The 22,130-nt window shown below is 68.2% G+C and carries 17 protein-coding genes; 8 read left to right on the forward strand and 9 right to left on the reverse strand.

The window, feature by feature from the left end:
- Positions 1–111 precede the first annotated feature (111 nt).
- Genes leuS through holA form a run of 3 tightly spaced genes read left to right on the forward strand, consistent with a single transcriptional unit; the run spans position 112 to position 4,189 of the window.
- Complete coding sequence (gene leuS / locus PKE72_RS08415; protein ID WP_271164933.1) at positions 112–2,661, forward strand: leucine--tRNA ligase; 2,550 nt, start codon at positions 112–114, stop codon at positions 2,659–2,661.
- Positions 2,661–3,140, forward strand: a complete 480-nt coding sequence (lptE, locus tag PKE72_RS08420; protein WP_271164934.1) for an LPS assembly lipoprotein LptE — start codon at positions 2,661–2,663, stop codon at positions 3,138–3,140. The genes leuS and lptE overlap by 1 nt, the downstream gene beginning before the upstream one ends.
- Positions 3,137–4,189, forward strand: coding sequence for a DNA polymerase III subunit delta (gene holA / locus PKE72_RS08425; protein WP_271164935.1), 1,053 nt, complete (start codon positions 3,137–3,139; stop codon positions 4,187–4,189). The genes lptE and holA overlap by 4 nt, the downstream gene beginning before the upstream one ends.
- Positions 4,190–4,198: 9 nt before the next feature.
- Here the strand turns inward: holA and PKE72_RS08430 are convergent, their stop codons facing one another.
- Positions 4,199–6,610 (reverse strand): DNA translocase FtsK, encoded by a 2,412-nt coding sequence (locus PKE72_RS08430; RefSeq protein WP_271164936.1) that lies wholly within the window; start codon positions 6,608–6,610, stop codon positions 4,199–4,201.
- A gap of 90 nt (positions 6,611–6,700) precedes the next feature.
- Complete coding sequence (locus PKE72_RS08435; protein ID WP_271164937.1) at positions 6,701–7,792, reverse strand: Acg family FMN-binding oxidoreductase; 1,092 nt, start codon at positions 7,790–7,792, stop codon at positions 6,701–6,703.
- A gap of 129 nt (positions 7,793–7,921) precedes the next feature.
- Between PKE72_RS08435 and PKE72_RS08440 the strand changes: the two genes are divergently transcribed.
- Positions 7,922–9,175 carry a UbiH/UbiF/VisC/COQ6 family ubiquinone biosynthesis hydroxylase gene (locus PKE72_RS08440; RefSeq protein WP_271165088.1) on the forward strand — a complete coding sequence of 418 codons (1,254 nt, stop codon included), beginning with the start codon at positions 7,922–7,924 and terminating at the stop codon, positions 9,173–9,175.
- On the opposite strand, the gene PKE72_RS08445 is transcribed toward PKE72_RS08440, so the two are convergent.
- From PKE72_RS08445 to dapF, 5 genes are all read right to left on the reverse strand, one after another.
- The gene (locus tag PKE72_RS08445) at positions 9,172–9,987 is read right to left on the reverse strand and encodes a transglutaminase family protein (RefSeq protein WP_271164938.1); all 816 of its coding nucleotides are present in this window, start codon (positions 9,985–9,987) and stop codon (positions 9,172–9,174) included. The two genes, PKE72_RS08440 and PKE72_RS08445, sit on opposite strands and share 4 nt — an antisense overlap.
- A complete protein-coding gene (locus tag PKE72_RS08450; RefSeq protein WP_271164939.1) occupies positions 9,984–10,415 on the reverse strand; it encodes a YraN family protein in 432 nt (143 codons plus the stop codon). Before PKE72_RS08450 ends, PKE72_RS08445 begins: the two co-directional genes overlap by 4 nt.
- Positions 10,412–11,284 (reverse strand): 16S rRNA (cytidine(1402)-2'-O)-methyltransferase, encoded by an 873-nt coding sequence (gene rsmI, locus PKE72_RS08455; protein WP_271164940.1) that lies wholly within the window; start codon positions 11,282–11,284, stop codon positions 10,412–10,414. Before rsmI ends, PKE72_RS08450 begins: the two co-directional genes overlap by 4 nt.
- Before the next feature lie 2 nt (positions 11,285–11,286).
- Positions 11,287–13,644 (reverse strand): NADP-dependent malic enzyme, encoded by a 2,358-nt coding sequence (locus PKE72_RS08460; RefSeq protein WP_271164941.1) that lies wholly within the window; start codon positions 13,642–13,644, stop codon positions 11,287–11,289.
- Positions 13,645–13,786: 142 nt separating this feature from the next.
- A complete protein-coding gene (dapF, locus tag PKE72_RS08465) occupies positions 13,787–14,617 on the reverse strand; it encodes a diaminopimelate epimerase (protein WP_271164942.1) in 831 nt (276 codons plus the stop codon).
- Positions 14,618–14,657: 40 nt separating this feature from the next.
- On the opposite strand from dapF, the gene PKE72_RS08470 reads away from it, so the two are divergent.
- The 4 genes from PKE72_RS08470 to PKE72_RS08485 all read left to right on the forward strand — a co-directional run bounded on the left by PKE72_RS08470 (position 14,658) and on the right by PKE72_RS08485 (position 20,877).
- On the forward strand, positions 14,658–15,449 hold the full coding sequence (locus PKE72_RS08470; protein WP_271164943.1) for a potassium channel family protein: 792 nt from the start codon (positions 14,658–14,660) through the stop codon (positions 15,447–15,449).
- Positions 15,450–15,542: 93 nt separating this feature from the next.
- On the forward strand, positions 15,543–17,702 hold the full coding sequence (locus PKE72_RS08475) for a prolyl oligopeptidase family serine peptidase (RefSeq protein ID WP_271164944.1): 2,160 nt from the start codon (positions 15,543–15,545) through the stop codon (positions 17,700–17,702).
- 149 nt (positions 17,703–17,851) lie between these two features.
- On the forward strand, positions 17,852–20,056 hold the full coding sequence (locus tag PKE72_RS08480; RefSeq protein ID WP_271164945.1) for a prolyl oligopeptidase family serine peptidase: 2,205 nt from the start codon (positions 17,852–17,854) through the stop codon (positions 20,054–20,056).
- Between the two features lie 68 nt (positions 20,057–20,124).
- Positions 20,125–20,877, forward strand: coding sequence for a DUF1223 domain-containing protein (locus PKE72_RS08485; RefSeq protein WP_271164946.1), 753 nt, complete (start codon positions 20,125–20,127; stop codon positions 20,875–20,877).
- Positions 20,878–20,955: 78 nt separating this feature from the next.
- On the opposite strand, the gene rplS is transcribed toward PKE72_RS08485, so the two are convergent.
- Entirely contained in the window at positions 20,956–21,378 is a 423-nt protein-coding gene (gene rplS, locus PKE72_RS08490) for a 50S ribosomal protein L19 (RefSeq protein ID WP_271164947.1), read from the reverse strand.
- Between the two features lies 1 nt (position 21,379).
- On the reverse strand, positions 21,380–22,105 hold the full coding sequence (gene trmD / locus PKE72_RS08495; protein WP_271164948.1) for a tRNA (guanosine(37)-N1)-methyltransferase TrmD: 726 nt from the start codon (positions 22,103–22,105) through the stop codon (positions 21,380–21,382).
- Positions 22,106–22,130: the final 25 nt, after the last annotated feature.

Raw genomic sequence — 22,130 nt, forward strand, 5'->3', positions numbered from 1 at the left:
TTGAGCGCGACGCGCTCAGGAGTTTGTGGGACGCATTATTTCTTGGGCGCTGTCGTCCTTCGGGCTAGTGAGCCGGGAGGGCGGCAGCGCCCTTTTGACTTCAGGACGACCGTGGCCCGTTACGAACCCAAGACCGCCGAACCCCGCCAGCAGGCTCGCTGGGCGGACGCCTCCGCCTTCGTGACGAAGGACACCGGCAGGCCGAAATACTATGTGCTTGAAATGTTTCCCTATCCGTCAGGGAACATCCACATGGGCCACGCCCGCAACTATGTGATGGGCGACGTGGTGGCGCGGTCCAAGCGCGCGCAAGGGTTTGACGTCCTGCACCCGATGGGCTGGGACGCCTTCGGCATGCCGGCCGAGAATGCGGCCATGGAGCGCGGCATCCATCCCAAGGGCTGGACCTACGACAATATCGCCCAGATGCGCGACCAGCTGAAACTGCTGGGCCTGTCGCTGGACTGGTCGCGCGAGTTCGCGACCTGCGACCCGGAATATTACGGCAAGCAGCAGGCCTGGTTCCTGGCCCTGTATCGGCGCGGTCTGGTCTATCGCAAGGACGGGGTGGTCAACTGGGATCCGGTCGACAATACCGTCCTGGCCAATGAGCAAGTGATCGACGGGCGCGGCTGGCGTTCGGGCGCCGTGGTCGAGAAGCGCAAGCTGAACCAGTGGTTCCTGCGCATCACCGACTATGCCGACGACCTGATCGACGGTCTGAAGACCCTGGACCGCTGGCCCGAGAAGGTCCGGCTGATGCAGGAAAACTGGATCGGCCGGTCCAAGGGTCTGCAGATGACCTGGGCCTTCGCCGGCCAGGCGCCTGCGGGCTATGAATCCGGCGTCGAAATCTACACCACCCGGCCCGACACCCTGTTCGGGGCCAGCTTCCTGGGTCTGGCGCCGGATCACCCGATCTCGAAACAGCTGGCCGAGGCCGATCCGGCGGTGGCCGACTTCGTCGCCAAATGCCGTGCGGGCGGCACGTCCCAGGCCGACATCGACCAGGCCGAGAAGATCGGCTGGAACACGGGCCTGAAGGCCATTCATCCCTTCACCGGCGCCGAGGTTCCGGTCTGGATCGCCAACTTCATCCTGTCGGAATACGGCACGGGCGCTATCTTCGCCTGCCCGGCCCATGACCAGCGCGACCTGGACTTCGCCCGTAAGTACGGCCTGCCGGTGATCCCGGTGGTGCGCCCCGAGGGCGCGGGCGACGACTTCGCTGTGGGCGACGAGGCCTATACCGGCCCCGGCTCCATCTTCCATTCCGACTTCCTGGACGGCCTGGACATTGAGACGGCCAAGGCCGAGGCCGTGCGTCGCGTCGAGGCGGCCGGCACGGGCCAGGGCGCCACCATCTATCGGCTGCGCGATTGGGGCGTTTCGCGCCAGCGCTACTGGGGTTGCCCGATCCCCATCATCCACTGCCCGTCCTGCGGGCCGGTGGAGGTTTCGGCCGACCAGCTGCCGGTCGTCCTGCCTGACGACGTGACGTTTGACGTGCCCGGCAATCCGCTGGATCGCCATCCGACCTGGAAACACGTCAAATGCCCGTCCTGCGGCCAGGACGCGACGCGCGAGACCGACACGCTGGACACCTTCGTCGACTCCAGCTGGTATTTCGCCCGTTTCACCGACCCGACGGCGGCCGAGCCGATCAATAGCGAGGCGGCGAACCGATGGCTGGCGGTGGATCAGTATATCGGCGGGGTCGAGCACGCAGTGCTGCACCTGCTGTACGCCCGCTTCATTACCCGCGCCCTGTCTGACGCCGGCATGCTGTCGGTGAAGGAGCCGTTCGCCGGCCTGTTCACGCAAGGCATGGTGGTTCACGAGACCTATCGCCGTGAGAACGGCCAGTGGGTCGAGCCCACCGACGTGGATCTGACCAATGCTGACGGCGTGCGGTCCGCCCGCCAGCTGTCGACCGGCGAGACCCTGATCATCGGCGACATCGAGAAGATGTCCAAGTCCAAGAAGAACGTCGTCGCGCCCCAGGAAATCCTGGAAAGCCACGGCGTGGACGCCGGCCGTCTGTTCGTCCTGTCCGACAGTCCGCCCGAACGGGACGTGCAGTGGACCCCCGGCGGGGTCGAGGGCGCCAGCCGGTTCGTGCAACGCGCCTGGACCCTGTTCGACGCCTATGACCCGGACTTCGCCGGCGAGGACAAGGCCAACGCCGAACTGCTGCGCGAGACGCACAAGGCGATCAAAGCCGTGTCCGAAGGGGTCGAGGGTTTCCGCTTCAACTCGGCCATCGCCAAACTGTACGCCTTTGTCGCCACCGTCCGGGACAGCGCTCAGGCCGGCGGCGACGCCAAGCGTCAGGCCCTGTCGGCTCTGGCGCGACTGATCGCTCCCTTCACTCCGCACCTGGCCGAGGAATGCTGGACGCAGCTGGGCGAAGACGGGATGGTTCTGGACGCGCCGTGGCCGGTGTGGGACGCTGCGCTCGCGGCCGACGACGAGGTGGTCCTGCCCATCCAGATCAACGGCAAGCGTCGCGCGGAAATCCGCGTGCCGCGCGGCATGGAGCCCGCCGAGGTCGAGGCCCTGGTTCTGGCCGACGAGACCGTGCAGGCGCGTCTGGAGGGTCTGAGCGTGAAGAAGATCGTCGTGGTCAAGGACCGGATCGTCAATCTGGTGGCCGGCTGATGCGCGGTGCAGCGGTTTTCGCGGTGCTGGGCGCGCTGGCGGTCTCCGCCTGCGGCTTCACCCCCATGTACGCCGAGCCGGGCGTGGGCTCGCCTCTGCGTCGGATCGCCGTCTCGGCCCAGGACGACCGACTGGGCTATCGGTTGCGCGAGCAGCTGGAGGACGCCTTGGGCTGGGACCGGTCCGCTGCGCCCCTGTATCGCCTGACCACCCAGGTGGAACAGGAACGGCGCTCGCTGGGCCGCCGGATCGACGATACCGCCACGCGTTACGAATTGACGGTCAAGGCGACCTGGACCCTGACCCCCGTGGCCGGCGGAGCGCCCGTCACGGGCGCGGAGACGGTGACCACCACCTACGCCTCGGCCGACCAGCCCTATGCCGCCATCGCCGCCCAGCAGGACGGCGAGGAACGCGCCGCGTCCGAACTGGCGCGCCGGATCCGGCTGGACCTGATGCAGGCGCTGTCGAACCGGTGATCCTCGCCAAACGCCCAGAGATCGATCGCTTTCTGAAGGCGCCCGATCCGGCCATCCGGGCGGCGGTGATCCACGGCAAGGACCGATCGGGCGTCGCCGAACGGGCAGAGGTTCTTTGCCGTACCGTCACCCCGGACCTGAACGACCCGTTCAATGTCACCGTCCTGACCGACAGCGACATCGACAGCGATGAATCCAAGCTGGAGGAGGCCCTGACGGCCATGTCCCTGATGGGCGGGCGTCGTCTGGTGCGGATCCGACTGTCGGCGCTGAAGCCCGGCGTGGACAAGGCCGTCGCCGCCGCCGTGAAGATCCATGCCGAGGGCGGCTATAATCCCGACGCCATGCTGGTGGTCGAGGCCGACCAGCTGGGCCGCGACTCCGCCCTGCGCAAGACGGCCGAGAAGGAAAACGGGGCCGTCGGCATCGTCTGCTATGAAGACGAGACCGGCGACGTCGCCCGCATGACGCGCGAGGCCCTGGCCGTCGACAAGGTGGGCCTGACCGCCGACGCCCTGGACCGGTTCGTCGGCCGCCTGCCGCGCGAGCGGGGCCTGATGCGTCAGGAGATCGAGAGGCTGGCCCTGTTCATCGGCCCCGGCTCGGGCCGGACCATCGATGTCGAAGAGCTGGAGCAGCATCTGGGCGTCGAACCGGACGCCTCCCTGTCCGATGCGGCGCTTCAGGCCTTCGGCGCCCGACCCGGTCCCGCCCAGTCGGGTTTGAGGCGGGCGTTCGCTGAAGGCGAATCCTCGGTCCTGGCCGTGCGATCCGCGGCCCTCCACCTGGGACGGCTGCGCCGGATCAATATCCTGCAAGCCAATGGGGCGGGAGCCAAAGAGGCGGCCAAGGCGGCCGGCGTCTTCTGGAAACAGGAGGCGGAGATGCTGCGTCAGGCCCGCGCCTGGCGTCTGGAGGCGCTGGACGAGGTGCTGGACAGCATCAACACCGCCGATGTCGCCACCAAGACGACCGGCATGCCCGATCAGCTCATCGCCGAACGCCTGCTGCTGGAGATCGCCGGGCGGGCCCGTCGCCTGGGGCTGTAAGCCCGTCCGTCAGACCATCGGCGGCGGACCGGCCAGGACGTCGCGTTTGCCGGCGTGGTTGGCAGGGCTGACCACGCCTTCCTGCTCCATCCGCTCGATCAACGAGGCGGCGCGGTTGTAGCCGATCTGTAGCCGGCGCTGGACGTAACTGGTCGAGGCCTTGCGGTCGCGGGTGACCACGGCCACGGCGCGGTCGTACAGATCATCGCCGGAACCGCCGCCGCCCTCGTCGAAGCCGTTGTCCGCATCGCCGTCCGGCTCGTCGGTGATCAGGTCCAGATAGTCGGGCTCGGCCTGGGCCTTCAGGTGTTTGCAGACGTCCTCGACTTCCTTGTCGTCCACGAATGGGCCGTGCAGGCGCGTGATCCGCCCGCCGCCGGCCATATAGAGCATGTCGCCCTGACCCAGCAGTTGCTCGCCGCCCTGTTCGCCCAGGATGGTGCGGCTATCGATCTTGGAGGTGACCTGGAAGCTGATCCGGGTCGGGAAGTTCGCCTTGATGGTGCCGGTGATGACATCGACCGACGGGCGTTGCGTCGCCATGATAAGGTGGATGCCGGCGGCGCGCGCCATCTGGGCCAGGCGCTGGACGGCGCCCTCGACGTCCTTGCCGGCGACCAGCATCAGGTCGGCCATTTCGTCCATGACCACGACCAGGAAGGGCAGGGGCTCGGGCCGGATCTTCTCGGACTCATAGACCGGGCGGCCCTGGTCGTCGAAACCGGTCTGGACCGTGCGTTCGAAATGCTCGCCTTTCGCTTGGGCCTCGCGGGCGCGCTCGTTGTAGGAGGCGATGTTGCGCACGCCCAGCTTGGACATGCGGCGGTAGCGGTCCTCCATCTCGCGCACCGTCCATTTCAGGGCGACGACGGCCTTCTTCGGATCGGTCACGACCGGCGCCAGCAGGTGCGGGATGCCGTCATAGACCGACAGCTCCAGCATCTTGGGGTCGATCATGATGAAGCGGCATTCGGCCGGGCTGTGGCGATACAGGATCGACAGGATCATGGCGTTGACCCCCACAGACTTGCCCGAGCCTGTGGTGCCCGCGATCAGCAGGTGGGGCATGCGGGCCAGGTCGGCGACATAAGGCTCGCCGCCGATGGTCTCGCCCAGGGCCAGGGGCAGCAGGTGGCCCTTCTTGTCGTATTCGGCGCTGGACAGCAGGTCGCGTAGATAGACGGTCTCGCGCTTGGCGTTGGGCAGTTCGATACCGATGGCGTTACGGCCCTGGACCACCGAGATGCGGCAGGCGCGGGCGGACATGGACCGGGCGATGTCGTCGGCCAAGGCGACGACGCGGCCGTGTTTCACCCCGGGGGCGGGCACCAGTTCGTACAGGGTGACGACGGGGCCGGGACGGATTTGGTCGATCACGCCGCGCACGCCGAACTCCTGAAGCACGCCCTCCAGCATCTTGGCGTTCTGCTTCAGGGAGTCCTCGTCCACCGAACCGACGCGCTGGGCCGGCTTGGTCAATATGCCGAGCGGCGGCAGGTCGAAGGCGCCTTCCGGACGATCAAAGACGAAGGCCTGTTGGTCGGCGTCTTCCTTGCGGGGCTTGGGCGCCTTGACCGCAGCGACGCGCGGTTCGACCGAACGAGGCGCGGCGCGGGCGGCGGGGACGGGCTCCTCCTCCCACGGCGGCAGGTCGTCATAGGCCGTCTGGGGACCATCGGGGTCCTGATCCGGCGCGAAGGCGGCGTCCATAACGGGCGCGGGCGTGCGAACCTCGGGCTTAGGCTTCGGCGCCGCCTTGGCGCGCGGTTTGCGAGCAGCCGGCGGGGGCGGCGCGGCGGGCGCGCGCAAGGACCTGCTCCAGTGGAGCGTATCGACGAAGTCCTTCGCGCGAAGGCCGATAGCGAAACCGGTCAGCCACAGGCCGCCGCCCAGAAAGACCAGGCCCGCGATGATCCGTCCGCCGGGAATGCGCAAGGCGCCCAGCCCTTGGGCGGTCAGGCCGGTGAAGGCGTCGCCCCACAGGCCGCCCAGACCGGCGGCCAGGGGCCAGGCGGCCGGCGCGGCCAAGGCGGCGAGGGCTGCGGACAACAACAGGGTTCCAGCCGTGGCGGCCAGGGCCTTGATCGGGCTGGGCTTCAATCTCTGCTGGATGGCGTCGCCGACCGCACGGGCCAGGCCGAAGGCGACCAGCAAAAGGGCGGCGGGCCAGGCGGCGAGACCCAGCGACTGCATGAACAAGTCCGCGAACAGGGCGCCGTTCGCGCCCAGCCAGTTGGTGGTCGGCAGGCTGGAGGCGGCGTTCAGACTGGCGTCCGCCGGGTTCCAAGAGACCAGGGCGACCAGCAGCAGGGTCGCCAGCAGGGCCTGAAGCACCCCGCGGAATCGCACGACGAAGGGCGCCTCCCACAGGATGCGGGCGCTGATCCAGGCCTGACGGCCGACGGCGAGGGCGGTGGACATGAAAGGCGTGACCTTCCGGGCGGGTGACGTTCGACCGTCCTTGTCGCACCTTCAGGGTTAAGAGGTTGTTTACCAGCCCTGTCCGGATCCTCAGATGATCACCGAATCGACAGACCGACGCGGGGACAGAGGCAGGGTCGGGCCATAGCCGAGTCGGAGCACCAGATTCGGGCGCTTGCCGCCTTCTCCGACCAGGGCGGCCAACTCGGGGCGCAGCACCGCGACTTCGACCGGTTGATTGACGAAGGCGTGGCGCAGGCCCAGGCCCGTCGCGGCCAGCATCAACCGTTGGCAGGCCCGGCCGACGGCGATCCAGTGGGCCGGGTCGGACCGTTCCGCCACGAAGACGGCCACGGCGGCGGATGAGGCGATCTGGGCCTGATAGCGGGCGTTCTCGCTTGCGGCGGTAAAGAATTGATCGAAGGCGAGCCCGCCTAGGGCGTCGGGCAGGACGGGGCTGCCGCTGGCCGCCGAAAACAGGCCGTCGCCGTGGCGAAGCGCCGCGCGCGGATTGAACCGCAGCCACTGTTTCAGCTCGGCCATGAAGGCCGGATCGGCCATCTGGGCGCTGTTGCCGGCGACGACCAGGTCGCGGACGCGGTCCAGGCTGGGCCGGTCGATCAGAAGATGGACGGCGACCCCCGGCGCTGAAGCCGCCTGGCGCAGTCTCGCCAGCGCGTTCGCGGGTATGGGGCGGCCGTCATAGAGGGTGCGGCTGGAGCGTCGGGCCGGTATGGCGGCAAACAGGGGATCAGGCTGTGCGGCGCCGGAGGTGAAGCTGTAGCGCAGGCTGGGTCCGTCGGCGCCCACGGTCAGTTCGCCGGGGCGGCCTGTCGCGGCGGCGGCGATCCGCAGGTTTTCGGCTGCGCAGCCCAGGCTGACGAAGAGATGGTGGTCATCCGGATCGACCGCCGGCGTCCTGCGCGACAGGTCAGGCAGGATGTCGATGGCGCCGTCGGAGAGGCGAAACCGCCAGGGCTGGGTGTTGTGACCGCTGGCCGCCAGGGCCGCATAGCGGATCAGTTCGGTCAGCGGCGGCGCGTCTGTCAGGGGGGCGCGGAACCCGGCCGTCAGACGGTCATAGTCGCCGCGTGATCCGGTCGAGGCTCGCCAACCGACGCCGCCGACCGCGCCCAAGGCGAGCGTAGCGCCCGCGCCGATCAGAATCCGTCGCCTGTTCACCGTCAGTCTCCTGCTCCCGACAGTCTTGCGGCCGTCGTCCGGTGAAAGCCTTGACCTCAGTCAAGGGCCCGCGGGGCTGTGACGATTTCCAGTCTGGACCTTTACGTCATCGAGCGCGACAAGCCTGTCATGGCAGACACTGACCGCTACGACATCATCATCGCCGGCGCCGGTTTGGCCGGGGCGGCCTTCGCCCTGGCGGCGACGCAGGGCGGGCTGAAGGTGGTGCTGGTCGATCCGCAGCCGTTCAGCGCCCAGCTGGCGCCGACCTTCGACGGCCGTTCGACGGCCGTCGCCTTTTCGACCTTCCGCATGCTGGACGCCCTGGGACTGGGCGAGACGCTGCGGCCGCACGCCTGCCGGATGGATCACATCCTGGTGACGGACGGCCGCCGACCGGGGGCAGCCAGCCGTGCGGCGTCGCCGGCCTTCCTGCGGTTTGACGCCGAGGAGATCGGCGGGCGCACCGGCGGCGAGCCGCTGGGCTATATGGTCGAGAACCGGCGGATTCGCGCGGCCCTGGCCGAGGCGGTGACTGCGGCGGGAATCGAGGTGCGGGCCCCGGCCTCGGTCGCTTCGGTCGAGACCGACACGGGCAAGGCGACCGTGACCCTGGCCGACGGGTCGGTCCTGACCGCCGCCCTGGTGGTGGGGGCGGAAGGGCGCGGCTCGACAGTGCGCCGCGCCGCCGGGATCGAGACCGTCGGCTGGGGCTATGGCCAGAGCGGGGTGGTGGCCACGGTTCGGCTGGGTCGCAACCACGGCAATGTCGCCCATGAATATTTCCTGCCCAGCGGGCCCTTCGCCATCCTACCCCTGACGGATCAGCGCGCCAGCCTGGTCTGGACCGAGACGACGCGACGGGCCGAGGCGCTGCGTGACGCTTCGGACGCGGCCTTCCAATCCCATCTGATGCGGCGCTTCGGGGAGTTTCTGGAGGGGGTTTCGGTCGAGGGGCCGCGCTTCGTCTATCCGTTGTCGCTTAGCCTGGCCGAAAAACTGATCGCCCCGCGCATCGCCCTGATCGGCGACGCAGCCCACGGGGTGCACCCGGTCGCCGGTCAGGGGCTTAACATGGGTCTGAAGGACGCCGCCGCCCTGGCCGAGGTGCTGGCCGAGGCGGCGCGGCTGGGCGAGGATCTGGGGGCCGAGACGGTGCTGGAGCGCTACGCCCGCTGGCGCCGGTTCGACACCGCAGCCCTGGCGGCCGGCTTCGACGCCTTCGTGCGGCTGTTTTCCAACGACATCGCCCCTGTGCGGATCGCGCGAGACCTGGGCATGGCGGCGGTGAACCGGATCGGGCCCTTGCGCCGGGCCTTCATGCAGGAGGCCGGCGGGGCGACCGGGGATCTGCCGCGGCTGCTGCGCGGCGAAGCGGTCTAGTTCAGCTGCAACCGAACGCGGTCGAAGGTCGTCGATCGCCGCGCTTCCTCCACGCCGTCCAGACCGTGGGCGCGGGCCAGGGCTTCCAGTGAGCCGGCTAAAGCCCCTTGCTTCTCGCGCGCGGCGGCGACGTCCAGCCAGGGGCGGTGGTCGTCCGGGTCCAGCAGGGCGCGACGCAGGGCCGAGCGTTCGGCGGCGTCATAGTCGCGGCTGCGAATGGCGCGGCTGAACAGCAGATTTTGCAGCCGGATCAGCGACTGGCGGTCCGTCACCGGGGCCATCAGCAGATCCAGCCGATCCGCGACGTGGGGCGTCAGGCCGGCCCGCAGCGCACGTCGGGTCAGTTCGCTGGGCAGGACCAGCCGACCCTGGCTGAAGGGGTCAAGGGCGACAGGGCCTTCGGCCGTCTCGACCCGAACCAGGAAATGGCCCGGAAAATCGACGCCTGCGGCCTTGAGCCCGGCCGCTCGGGCCGCATGGAGGTAGAAGACCGCCAGGGCCGCCGACAGGCCGCGCCGACGCTCGGCCACGTCGATGATGTCTGTATTGGCGGGATGGTCCGCGTGCAGCAGGTCGCCGTTCAGTTGCAGATCGGCGGACAGGGTCTCGGACAGGGCCTCGTCGGGGCCCTCGCCGCCGATCCGCTCCTTCAGCCGTTCACAGGCGCTACGGGCCAGGGTGCGGACGGGCTCGGGGTCGCGGAACGGATAGTCGTGGATGGCGCAGGCGATCGCCGCCTCCAGCAAGGGGAAGCTGTCGTCGCCGCCCTCTCCGGCCGACGTCAGGATGGCCTCGGCCTCTTCCCGCGTCATGCGATCCCTTCAGCGCCCTGTCTCTGAACGCCGCGAAGATGACGCGGAAACCGACCGGGAGCCAGCGCCACCATATCAATTCTCAATTCAAGCGGTTGCAGGGCCGGGCGATTACGTCGGACGGCCTCGCCCGCCGCGACCAGCCGATCATGCTGGGCGGGCCTCAGCGCCAGGACGGCGAGGTCGAGCCTGGTGCGGCGCTTGACCTCGACCACAGCCAGGACGGGGCCGCGCCGGACCAGGAGATCGATCTCGCCGGAGCGAGTCTTCAGCCGAAATCCGAGCACCTGATAGCCTTTCAGCATCAGCCACAGGGCGGCGATCCATTCGGCCGCATGGCCGGCCTTGAAGGCGGCGCCGCCCTTGGCCTGACGCCACGCCGCCTTGGGGCGTCGGTTCGGCGCCGGGCGGGGCAGGCGGGGGCTCACTTGCCCTGAAGCTCCAGGGCGCGGCGGTAGAGGGTCTTGCGGTTCAGTCCCAGGGCCCGGGCCACTTCCGAGGCGGCCTCGCCGGTCGAAAGCCGCGTTAGGGCGTCGGCCAGGGCGGCGTCGGCGTCGGCCTGGGTCGCTTCTTCGGCCTCGCCGGGGCCGATGACCACGACGATCTCGCCCTTGGGCCCGTCAAGGCGCGGATCGACCGCCAGTTCGTCCAGCGATCCTCGCACGCATTCCTCGTACAGTTTGGTCAGTTCGCGGGCCACGGCGGCCGGACGAGGACCCAGGACAGCCGCCATGTCGGTCAGGCTGTCGCGCAGGCGCGGGCCGCTCTCGAAGAAGACCAAGGTCTGGCGCTGGCCTTTCAGCCCCTCCAGGGCGGCGGTCCGGCCGGCGGTCTTGGGCGGCAGGAAGCCGGCGAACAGAACGCGGTCGGCGGGCAGGCCGGCGATGCACAGCGCCGCCAGCAGGCTGGATGGGCCGGGGATCGGGTGGACCGGCAGGCCCTCGGCGATCACCGCGCGGGCGACGACGAAGCCGGGGTCGGAAACCAGCGGCGTGCCGGCGTCCGAGACCAGGGCCACGACCTCGCCGGCCCGAAGGCGCTCGATGGCCTGTTCGGCGGCGCGGCCGGAGGCGTGGTCGTCGCAGCGTTCCAGCTTGGCCTTCAGCCCATAGGCGGACAGGAGCTTGGCGGTGACGCGGGTGTCCTCGGCCAGGACCAGGTCGGCGGCGGCCAGGACATCCAGGGCCCTGAGCGTCATGTCGCGCAGGTTCCCGATCGGCGTCGCCACCAGATAGAGACCCGGCTCCACCCGCCGGGGCGGGGGGGCGGTGGGCGGAAAGGGGCCGGGCTCGCTCATGATCAGACGGTGGGGGGCACCGCAGTGCTCGGCTTTTCGACCACGGCTGCGGGCGGACGCGGCGCCGAGGTCAGGCCAGACCCCTGGAAGGCGGGACCGGCGTCATAGGCGGCGAAGGTGGCCGCGGTGATGATCTCGCTGACCGAGGCGCCCAGGGACACGATCTGGACCGGCTTCTCCAGCCCGACCAGCAGGGGGCCGATCACCGTAGCGCCGCCCAGGGCCTGGACCAGCTTGGTCGAAATGGCGGCTGAATGAATGGCGGGCATGACCAGGATGTTGGCCGGCTTGGTCAGGCGGTTGAAGGCGTAGGCCGAGTGCCCCTTGGGATCCAGGGCGACTTCGGGCGGCATCTCGCCCTCGTATTCGAAATCGACGCCCTTCTTGTCCAGGATACGGATGGCCTCGCGCACCTTTTCGGCGCGGTCACCCGGCGGATTGCCGAAGGTCGAATAGCTGAGGAAGGCCACGCGGGGATTGCGGCCCAGTTTGCGCACGGTCTCGGCCGCCTTGATGGCGATGTCGGCCAGTTCCGCCGCGTCCGGCAGTTCGTGGATGGAGGTGTCGGCGACGAACAGGGTCCGACCCTTGGCCAGCAGGATCGACAGGCCGATCAGGGTATCCTCGACATCCAGCACGCGCTGGACCTCTTTCAGGGCCATGTTGAAGTTGCGGGTCACGCCCGCGACCATGGCGTCGGCCCGGCCCTTGGCGACCAGGGTGGCGGCGAAATAATTGCGGTCCTGGTTGATCATCCGGGCGACGTCGCGGCGCAGATAGCCCCGGCGCTGCAGCTTCTCGTATAGCCAGTCGGTGTCCTCGACATTGTGCTCTGAGACGCGGGCGTTGGTGATCTCTATGCCCAGGTCGTCGAAGTTCAGACCGGCCTCGGCGGCGTTCTGACGGATCAGATCCTCGCGACCGACCAGGATCGGCGTGCCCAGATCGGCCTGTTTGAAGCCCCAGGCGGCGCGGATCACGGCCAGTTCCTCGCCCTCGGCGAAGACGACGCGCTTGTTGGGTCCGCCGCGCACAGCCGAGCTGATCTTCTGCATCAGGGCGGCGGACGGATCGACGCGCGAGCGCAGGGCGTTGCGATAGACATCCATGTCCTCGATCTGGACCCGGGCCACGCCGGTATCCATCGCCGCCTGGGCGACGAAGGGCGGGATGTACCAGATCAGGCGCGGGTCGAACGGGGTCGGAATGATGTAGTCGGGGCCGAATTTCAGCTTGCGGCCGCGATAGGCGGCGGCGACCTCGTCCGGCACGTCCTCGCGGGCCAGGGCGGCCAGGGCCTGGGCGCAGGCGACCTTCATCTCGTGGTTCACGCGCCGTGCGCGCACATCCAGGGCGCCCCGGAACAGATAGGGGAAGGCCAGGACGTTGTTGACCTGGTTCACATAGTCCGAGCGGCCAGTGGCGATGATGGCGTCGGACCGCACCGATTTGACGTCTTCCGGCGTGATCTCGGGATCGGGGTTGGCCATGGCGAAGATGATCGGATTGGGGGCCATGGAGGCCACCATCTCCTTGGTGATCGCGCCCTTGGCGGACAGGCCCAGCACCACGTCGGCTCCGACCATGGCCTCGGCCAGGGTGCGCAGCGGGGTGTTGGTCGCATGGGCGGCCTTCCACTGGTCCATGCCATGCTCACGGCCCTGATAGACGACCCCGTCCTTGTCGCAGATGACGGTGTTCTCGGCCTTGACGCCGGCGGCCTTCATCAGGGCGATGGAGGACAGGCCCGCCGCCCCGGCTCCGGCCAGCACCACCTTGACCTCGTCCAGCCGCTTGCCGGCGACATGACAGGCGTTGATCAGGCCGGCGGTCGAGATGATGGCCGTGCCGTGCTGGTCGTCATGGAAAACGGGGATGTCCAACAGGTCCTGAAGCTCGCTCTCGATGACGAAACATTCGGGGGACTTGATGTCCTCCAGATTGATGCCGCCCCAGGTGTCGCCGATATTCTTGACGACGGTGATGAACTCGTCCGGATCTGTGGTCTTCACCTCGACGTCAAAGCTGTCGACGTCGGCGAACCGTTTGAACAGGACCGACTTGCCCTCCATCACCGGCTTGGAGGCCATGTGGCCCAGATTGCCCAGGCCCAGGATGGCGGTGCCGTTCGAGATGACGGCGACCAGATTGCCCTTGGACGTGTATTCGTAGGCCTTGTCCGCGTCTGCGGCGATGGCCAGGACCGGCACGGCCACGCCCGGCGAATAGGCCAGCGACAGGTCGCGCTGGGTCGCCATCGGCTTGGTCGGGGCCATGGAGATCTTGCCCGGGGTCGGGAAGAGGTGGAAGTCCAGCGCCTCCTGGTCGGAGAAGGTCTGTTTTTCGGTTTGATCGGGCATCGGGGCGTCCAGGGCGTCGGCGGGGCTGTAACCGTTCGTGTCCTAGAGTGTGGGAAGGGCCGCGCCAAGCCTTGACCCCCCGTAAGGCGTACAGACCTGTTCCGAAGCTTCCGTTCGCGTCAGCGTCAACCGTCCGCGCCGCCTAGAAGGACAGTGCGCCCGTGCGTTCGATCTCGACCGGGCCGGTCATCAGGACATGGTCGGTCGCCGGGTCCCAGTCGATGACCAGTTCGCCGCCATCGACGACGACGGTGGCTTTGCGATCGGTCAGGCCGCGCCGGGCCGCCGCGACCTGGGCCGCGCAGGCGCCTGTGCCGCAGGCCTTGGTCAGGCCCGCGCCCCGTTCCCAGACCCGCAAGCGGATATGGTCGCGGTCCAGCACATGGGCGAAGCCGACGTTCACGCCCTCGGGAAACAGGGGATGATGTTCGACCAGGGAGCCGGAGCCGGTGACGAAGCCGTCGTCCTGGCGGTCGGTGAAGAAGACGACGTGGGGGTTGCCCATCGAGACGGCGCCGGGCGTGTGCAGCAGAGGGGCGTCGATGGGGCCGACCTGAAGCTCTATGCCGCGGGTGTCCATCGCCTCGGACAGGGGCACCTGGGTCCAGTCCAGCCGGGGCTTGCCCATATCGACCGTCACTTGGTGGTCGCCGGCGCGGGCGGCGGTGGTGGGGCCGGCGGCGGTGTCGATGACGACGCGGTTCGAGCCCTTGGCCTCCATCAACAGCCAGCCGACGCAGCGCAGGGCGTTGCCGCAGGTCTCGACCATGGAGCCGTCGGCGTTCCACACCCGCATGAAGGCGTCGGCGGTCTCGGACGGTTCGATGGCGATCAGTTGATCGAACCCCTCGCCCGTGGCGCGGTCGGCCAGGGCGCGAATCTGGTCCTCGGTCGGACGAAACGGCGTTTCCAGCGCGTCGATGACGATGAAGTCATTGCCGGCACCGTTCATCTTGATGAAAGGACGGGTCATGCAGGCCATATAGGCCTATCCCCGTCGTCCGGAAACCACCGTGTCCCAGAGCGAAACCGACCCCAAGGACGGCCTGAGGCTACGCGCGCGGCTGCGCTATCTGTATCACGGCGGTCAGCCGGCGGCGGTGAAGTTCCGGCTGACGGTCATCGTCATCGACTTCGCCATCATCGCCTTCTTCCTGGCGGCCCCGATCCTGAAGAACATGGGCTGGGCCTTCTATGTGGTCGACTATCTGATCGCCGCCCTGCTGGCGGTCGATCTGGCGGCGCGGGCCTACGCCTATTCCGATATCAAGGACTGGCTGAAGCGGCCGATCGTCTGGCTGGACCTGTTCATTCTGGCCACCCTGCTGTTTCCAGCCTGGCTGTTCAACCTCGGCTTCCTCCGGATGCTGCGGCTGTGGACCCTGCTGAACTCGGACTTCTTCTGGCGGACGGTCGGCGCCCGGTTCGACGACACGCGGGTCGAGGGGATCGTGCGAGCCCTGTCCGGCCTGGTGACCTTCGTCTTTGTCGTGACCGGCTTCGTCTATGCGACCTTCCGGGGGCATGACGGGATCAGCGGCTATATCGACGCCCTCTATTTCACCGTGGCGACCCTGACGACCACCGGGTTCGGCGACGTCACCCTGCCGGGGCCGCTGGGCAAACTGTTGTCCATCGCCATCATGCTGGTCGGGATCACTCTGTTCCTGCGTCTGGCCCAGGCCCTGATCAAGCCGCACAAGGTGCGCTACCCCTGCGACCGCTGCGGCCTTCAGACGCACGACCCGGACGCGGTGCACTGCAAGGCCTGCGGCCAGACGCTGTGCATTCCGGATGAGGACTGATCGGACATGACAAAACCGTAAGGGTCGCCGTCCTTGCCTTGCCGCGGGGCGGCTCGCCGTTAAGGTGCCTGTCTTCAATTCCGGGGACTGTCCATGATCCGCTCATCCGCCGCCGTGCTCGCGGCCCTTCTCGCCTCCACCAGCCTGACGTCGGTATCCATGGCCCAGACCGCCTCCTCCGCCCCCGCCTTCGCGACCAGCGAGGCGACCGACCCCTATGTCTGGCTCGAAGACGTCGAGGGCGAGCGGGCCATGGCCTGGGTCAAGGACCACAACACCCGTTCCCTGGGCGTGCTGCAGGGCGACCCCCGCTATGAGCCCCTGCACCAGCAGGCGCTCGCCATCGTTCAGGCGCGCGACCGGATCCCGTCGCCCGGCTTCACCCACGACGGCCATATCGATAACTTCTGGCAGGACGCCCAGCATGTGCGCGGCTTCTGGCGGCGCACCACGCTGGACTCCTACAAGACCGCGGAGCCCCAGTGGGAGGCGGTGCTCGACATCGACGCCCTGGCCGAGGCCGAGAGCGCCAACTGGGTCTATAAGGGCTCGACCTGCCTGGCCCCCGAAGAACGCTACTGCCTGATCAGCCTGTCGAACGGCGGCAAGGACGCCGTCACCCTGCGCGAGTTCGACACCGTGACTCGCAGCTTCGTCGAGGGCGGCTTCGTCCTGCCGGAATCCAAGGGCGGGGCGACTTGGGTGAACAAGGACACCCTGCTGATCGCGCGCGATTTCGGCGTCGGCACCCTGACCAACTCGGGCTATCCGATGGTGGTCAAGCGGATGACGCGCGGCCAGTCGCTGGATCAGGCCGATGTCCTGTTCATGGGCGAACCGACCGACGTCTCGGTGTCTGGCTATACGCTGCGCGACGCCGACGGCGTGCTGAAGGCGACCCTGATCAACCGGTCGATCGACTTCTATTCGTCCGAGACCTATCGCGTCAGCGACGACGGGGCGGTGGTGAAACTGGCCCTGCCGGCCAAGTCGGACATCACCGGACTGGTGGCCGGCCAGCTGGTAGTGTCGCTGAAACAGGACTGGACCGCGCCGTCGGGCCAGGAGTTCAAGAGCGGCGACCTGATCGCCTGGCCGCTGGACGCCTGGCTGGAAGACCAGGCCACGCCCGCCGTCCTAGTGCTGCGCCCGACCGAGCGTCAGGCGGTCGAGGGGGTCAACGCCACGCGCAACACCCTGGTCGTCGCCCTGTACGACAATGTGCGCGGTTCGGTGCGGATCTATCGTCCCGGCAAGACGGAATGGACCCATACGACTTTGGACCTGCCGCAGAACGTCTCGGTCGGCGTCGGCTCGGCCTCCGAGACCGACGACAAGGTCTTCGTCAGCGTCACAGGCTATCTGAACCCGTCCAGCCTGTGGCTGGCCGATGCGGCGACCGGCGTGGTCGAGCAGGTCAAGTCGATGCCGGCCAAGTTCGACGCCGCCGGCATGACGGTGGACCAGCACGAGGCCCGCTCGGCCGACGGCACGATGATCCCCTATTTCGTGGTCCATAAGGCGGACATGCCGCTGGATGGGTCCAACCCGACCCTGCTGTACGGCTACGGCGGGTTCGAGAGCTCGCTGCTGCCCGGCTATTCGGCCACGGTCGGCAAGCTGTGGCTGGAGCGGGGCGGGGTCTATGTCATCGCCAATACGCGCGGCGGCGGCGAGTTCGGCCCGCGCTGGCACGAGGCGGCCCTGCAGCAGAACCGCCAGCGCGCGCATGAGGACTTCCAGGCCGTGGCGCTAGACCTGATCGCCCGCGACATCACCAGCCAGCCCAAGCTGGGCGTCATGGGCGGGTCGCAGGGCGGCCTGTTCATGGGGGCGATGCTGACCCAGCGGCCGGATCTGATCAACGCCGCCGTCATCCAAGTGCCCCTGTTCGACATGCTGCGCTTCCACAAGCTGCTGGCCGGCGCCTCGTGGATCGGGGAATACGGCAACCCGGACGTTCCCGAAGAACGCGCCTGGATCCAGGCCTATTCGCCCTATCAGAACCTGCGGGCGGGCCAGCCCTATCCGGAGGTCTTCATCCACACCTCGACCAAGGACGACCGGGTCCATCCGGGCCATGCCCGCAAGGCGGCGGCGCGTCTGGAAGAGCTGGGCTATCCGGTCCTGTTCTACGAGAACACCGACGGCGGCCATGCGGCGGGGGCGAATCTGCAGGAGACGGCGCGTCGGCTGGCGCTGGAATACACCTATCTGTCGCGGCGCCTGATGGACACGCCGGCGCAGCAGTAAGGCCCTATCTTTCCGCTCATCCCGGCGAAAGCCGGGACCCAGTGCTTTCGCGAGGTTCGGCGGCTGGGATCGAGTTCAGTACACATGGGCGGCGCCGAACGCCCAAAGGTCTGGGTCCCGGCTTTCGCCGGGATGAGCGGAGTTCTTAGATGCGTCACCTGATCCTGTCCGCCGCCATTCCGGCTCTCTTGATGGGCGCTACGCCCGTTCTGGCTCAAGCCGCCGCGCCGACGCAGCAGGCCGAGCGAGCGCCTGCGCCCCACTTCCCCCGCGACCTGACGCCCGCCGGTGTGGCGGCGGCCGACGACCATCTGGCGCTGGAGCAGGTGGACGGGGCCGAGGCCATCGCCTTCGTCGCCGAGGAGAACCGCAAGTCGCTGGCCGCCCTGACCGGCGACCCGCGCTATGAGACCTTCCGCGCCGAGGCCCAGGCGATCCTGACCGCCACCGACCGGATCCCCAGCCCGTCCTTCCTCGGCGACGGGATCGGCAATTTCTGGCAGGACGCGACCAATCCCAAGGGGGTCTGGCGGCGCACGACGCTGGACAGCTACCGCACCGCGACTCCGCAGTGGGAGACCCTGCTGGACATCGACGCCCTGTCGAAGGCCGAGGGCAAGGACTGGGTGTTCAAGGGCGCCGACTGCCTGGCGCCAGACGAGGCCCGCTGCCTGATCAACCTGTCGGATGGCGGCAAGGACGCGGTGGTGGTGCGTGAGTTCGACCTGACCGCCAAACGTTTCGTGGACGGCGGCTTCAACCTGCCCGAGGGCAAACACCGGAGCGAATGGCTGGACCGCGACACGCTTCTGGTCGCCACCGACTTCGGGCCGGGCAGTCTGACGGAGTCCGGCTATCCCTTCATCGTCAAGACCTTGAAGCGCGGCCAGACCTTGGCCCAGGCGGTCGAGGTCTATCGCGGCGAACAGGGCGACGGCGGCTATGGGGTCAGCCCCGCCGTCTATCGCGACAAGGACGGCAAGGTCACGGCGGTGATCATAACCCGCCCGCTGGACACCTTCCGGTCGGAGACCTGGGCCATGGCCCACGACGGTTCGACGGTGAAACTGGCCCTGCCGTCGCGGGTGTCGATTTATGGCGTCATCGGCGACCGGCTGGTCATATCGAACGACGAGGCGTGGCGCTGGGGTGGGCGTGAGGTGACGGCGGGCTCGCTGCTGGCCGTGTCGCTGGACGAGCTGAAACGCGGAAGCGGCGGCCTCTATCCCGACACCGATCCCGAGACCATCTTCACGCCGGGGCCGCGCCAATCCCTGCAGTCGGCCGCAGTGATGAGCGATTCCGTCCTGGCCACCCTGTCGGACAATGTGGCCGGTCGCCTGACCCAGTTCAGTTTCGGGCGGGACAATCGCCCAGTCTGGAGCGGCGCATCCATCGCCGTGCCTGACAATGTGGCCGTCAATCTGGGCGACTCCTCCAAATCGCGCGGCGAGGCCTTTGTCTCCTTCCAGGGGTTCCTGACGCCTCCGACCCTCAGCCTGGCCAGCGTGGACACCGGCGCCCTGACCGAACTGAAATCCGCGCCGGCCAAGTTCGACGCCTCGACCCATGTGGTGGAGCAGTATGAGGCCACCTCGACCGACGGGACCAAGATCCCCTATTTCATCACCCGGCCGCGCGACATGAAGCTGGACGGGTCGAACCCGACCATCATGCTGGGCTACGGCGGTTTCCAGGTCAGTCTGAACCCGGCCTACAAGCCCGAGATGGGCAAGCTGTGGCTGGAGCGGGGCGGGGTCTTCGTCCAGGCCAATATCCGCGGCGGCGGCGAGTTCGGTCCTGACTGGCACCAGGCGGCCCTGGACGGCAATCGCCAGAAGGCCTTCGACGACTTCGCCGCCGTGGCGCGCGATCTGGAACAGCGGGGCGTGACCAGTCCGCGCCGTCTGGGCATCTATGGTCGGTCGAACGGGGGGGTCCTGACCTCGGTGTCGATCACCCAGCACCCGGAACTGTTCAATGCGGCGGTGATCGAGAGCCCACTTGTGGATATGCTGCGCTATCACGAGCTGCCGGCCGGCGCCTCGTGGATCGGCGAATACGGCGACCCGCGCATCCCGGAAGAGGCGGAATGGATCGCCCGATATTCCGCCTATCAGCAGCTGCGGCCCGACGTGGCCTATCCGCGCGTCTATCTGACCACCAACACCCGCGACGACCGGGTTCATCCGGGCCATGCGCGCAAGTTCGCCGCCCGCCTGGGCGATCAGGGCCACGATCATCTCTATTACGAAGACACGGCCGGCGGTCACTCCAACGACGCCGATCCGGTCGCCAACGCCCGTCGCTGGGCCCGTCACTATGTCTATCTGTCGCAACAGCTGATGGATTGAGGGCGGGAGCGGCGTGGGTCACGCACTTATGACTCCCGGCCGCAGCCACGGCGGGTAAGAAAGTGCCCATGAGAAACAGGATCTGGGTTATCGCAGCGACGGTCATGGCGGGCGCCGTCCTGTCCGTGGGTTCGGTCGCCCAGCCGGCGGGGCCGCGCATCAAGCCCGTCCGCCATGCCGTGAACGCCGGCCCGCCGGTCGTGGTCGAACTGTTCACCGCCCAGGGCTGTGGCGGCTGTGTCGAGGCCAATGCGGTGGTTGAACGGGCGGCGGCGGAGCCCGGCGTGATCGCCCTGACCTATGGCGTCGACTATTGGGACTATCTGGGCTGGACCGACACCTTCGCTCGGCCCGAGTTCGTCCAACGCCAGCGCGACTATCGCGTCGCCCTGCGCCAGCGCGGGGTCTCCACCCCCCAGGTGGTGATCGACGGTCGCCGCCAACTGTCGGGTGCGCGGGGCCAGGAGCTGCAGACCGCCATTGTCGAAGAGGCCGGACGTCAGGTCTGGCCGCCCGAGATCGAGTTCCGCGAGACCGGCGACCGGGTCGGCATCGGTTCGGGCCGCGCCCCCGCCGGGGGCGCCGAAGTGGTGGCGGTGACCTATACCCCCGGCCCTCAGGTGGTCGAGGTCAGCCGCGGCGAGAACCGCGGCCAGACGGTGCGCCACGTCAATGTGGTGCGCGACATCGTCCGGCTGGGCGAATGGCGGGGCCGCCCCATCCTGTTCGACCTGCCCCAGACGCGCAGCGACGAGGCGGTGGTGGTGATGGTCCAGGGCAAGACTGACCGCCGGATCATCGGCGCCGCAGTCAGGGAATAGACGGATCGATCCGGCTCAAGAAAAAGGCCCCGGCGCTGACGCCGGGGCCTTTTCCTTGGTCTGTCTTCAAGCCTGAACTCAGGCTTCGTCGCCCTTGTCGGCGGCGCCCGTCTCGGGAACCACGGCGCCCTTGACGGGGCGGACGGTCTGGCGTTCGGCGATCCGGGCCGACTTGCCGCGACGGTCACGCAGATAATAGAGCTTGGCGCGACGCACGACGCCGCGGCGCTTCACTTCGATCGACTCGATGTTCGGCGACAGAATGGGGAATTTGCGTTCGACGCCTTCGCCGAACGAGATCTTGCGGACCGTGAAGGTTTCGCTGATGCCGCCGCCGTCACGGGCGATGCAGACGCCTTCGAAGGCCTGGACGCGCTCGCGCTCGCCTTCCTTGATCTTCACATTGACGCGCAGGGTGTCGCCGGGCTGGAAGACCGGGATCGTGCGCTCGCCCAGAACGCGGGCTTTTTCTTCGGCGTCCAGCTGTTGAACGATGTTCATGTCATTTCTCCTCGAGCTTTGCGCTCTTTGCCTGTGAGTTGGCGAGATGCGCTTCCCAGAGGTCTGGTCGCCGCTCCCGCGTGGTCTTCTCCCGCTGCGCTTCGCGCCATTGTGCGACCTTCTTGTGGTCGCCCGACAGCAGCACCTCGGGTATCTCAAGCCCCTCGAACGTCCGCGGTCGCGTGTACTGCGGATGTTCCAGAAGCCCGTCCTCGAAACTCTCGGACGACAGGCTGTCTGCCGCGCCGAGCACTCCGGGGATCAGTCTTACGCACGCCTCGATCACGACCATGGCCGCCGCCTCGCCGCCGGCGAGCACCGCGTCTCCGACCGAGACCTCCTCGAACCCGCGGGCGTCCAGCACCCGCTGATCCACCCCCTCGAAACGGCCGCACAGCACGACGATTCCGTCGGCTTTTGCCCATTCCTTGACGCGCGCCTGGGTCAGGGGTCGACCCCGGGCGCTCATGTACAAAAGCGGCCGTTTCGGCCCCGGCAGGCTATCCACCGCCCGAGCCACCACATCCGCCTTGAGCACAGCTCCCGGGCCGCCACCCGCAGGGGTGTCGTCCAGGAAGCCGCGCGTATCTGTGGAAAAGCCGCGAATGTCAACCGTATCCAGGCTCCACAAGCCCTTCTCGCGCCAGGCCGTGCCGATCAGCGACACGCCGAGCGGGCCGGGAAAGGCCTCGGGAAACATGGTCAGGACGGTTGCGGTGAAAGGCATGGCGCGCGCCCTTTACAGCCCCGTG

The organism is Brevundimonas intermedia (assembly GCF_027922165.1).
In the GTDB taxonomy this organism is placed as follows: domain Bacteria; phylum Pseudomonadota; class Alphaproteobacteria; order Caulobacterales; family Caulobacteraceae; genus Brevundimonas; species Brevundimonas intermedia.

Bases quoted from the DNA above. Each gene is read 5' to 3' on its own strand.
- PKE72_RS08485 (WP_271164946.1), top strand. From the start codon at position 20,125: ATGAGAAACAGGATCTGGGTTATCGCAGCGACGGTCATGGCGGGCGCC.
- trmD (WP_271164948.1), bottom strand. From the start codon at position 22,105: ATGCCTTTCACCGCAACCGTCCTGACCATGTTTCCCGAGGCCTTTCCC.
- PKE72_RS08430 (WP_271164936.1), bottom strand. From the start codon at position 6,610: ATGTCCACCGCCCTCGCCGTCGGCCGTCAGGCCTGGATCAGCGCCCGC.
- rsmI (WP_271164940.1), bottom strand. From the start codon at position 11,284: ATGAGCGAGCCCGGCCCCTTTCCGCCCACCGCCCCCCCGCCCCGGCGG.
- dapF (WP_271164942.1), bottom strand. From the start codon at position 14,617: ATGACCCGTCCTTTCATCAAGATGAACGGTGCCGGCAATGACTTCATC.
- PKE72_RS08480 (WP_271164945.1), top strand. From the start codon at position 17,852: ATGCGTCACCTGATCCTGTCCGCCGCCATTCCGGCTCTCTTGATGGGC.
- PKE72_RS08440 (WP_271165088.1), top strand. From the start codon at position 7,922: ATGGCAGACACTGACCGCTACGACATCATCATCGCCGGCGCCGGTTTG.
- rplS (WP_271164947.1), bottom strand. From the start codon at position 21,378: ATGAACATCGTTCAACAGCTGGACGCCGAAGAAAAAGCCCGCGTTCTG.
- lptE (WP_271164934.1), top strand. From the start codon at position 2,661: ATGCGCGGTGCAGCGGTTTTCGCGGTGCTGGGCGCGCTGGCGGTCTCC.
- PKE72_RS08445 (WP_271164938.1), bottom strand. From the start codon at position 9,987: ATGACGCGGGAAGAGGCCGAGGCCATCCTGACGTCGGCCGGAGAGGGC.
- PKE72_RS08475 (WP_271164944.1), top strand. From the start codon at position 15,543: ATGATCCGCTCATCCGCCGCCGTGCTCGCGGCCCTTCTCGCCTCCACC.
- PKE72_RS08460 (WP_271164941.1), bottom strand. From the start codon at position 13,644: ATGCCCGATCAAACCGAAAAACAGACCTTCTCCGACCAGGAGGCGCTG.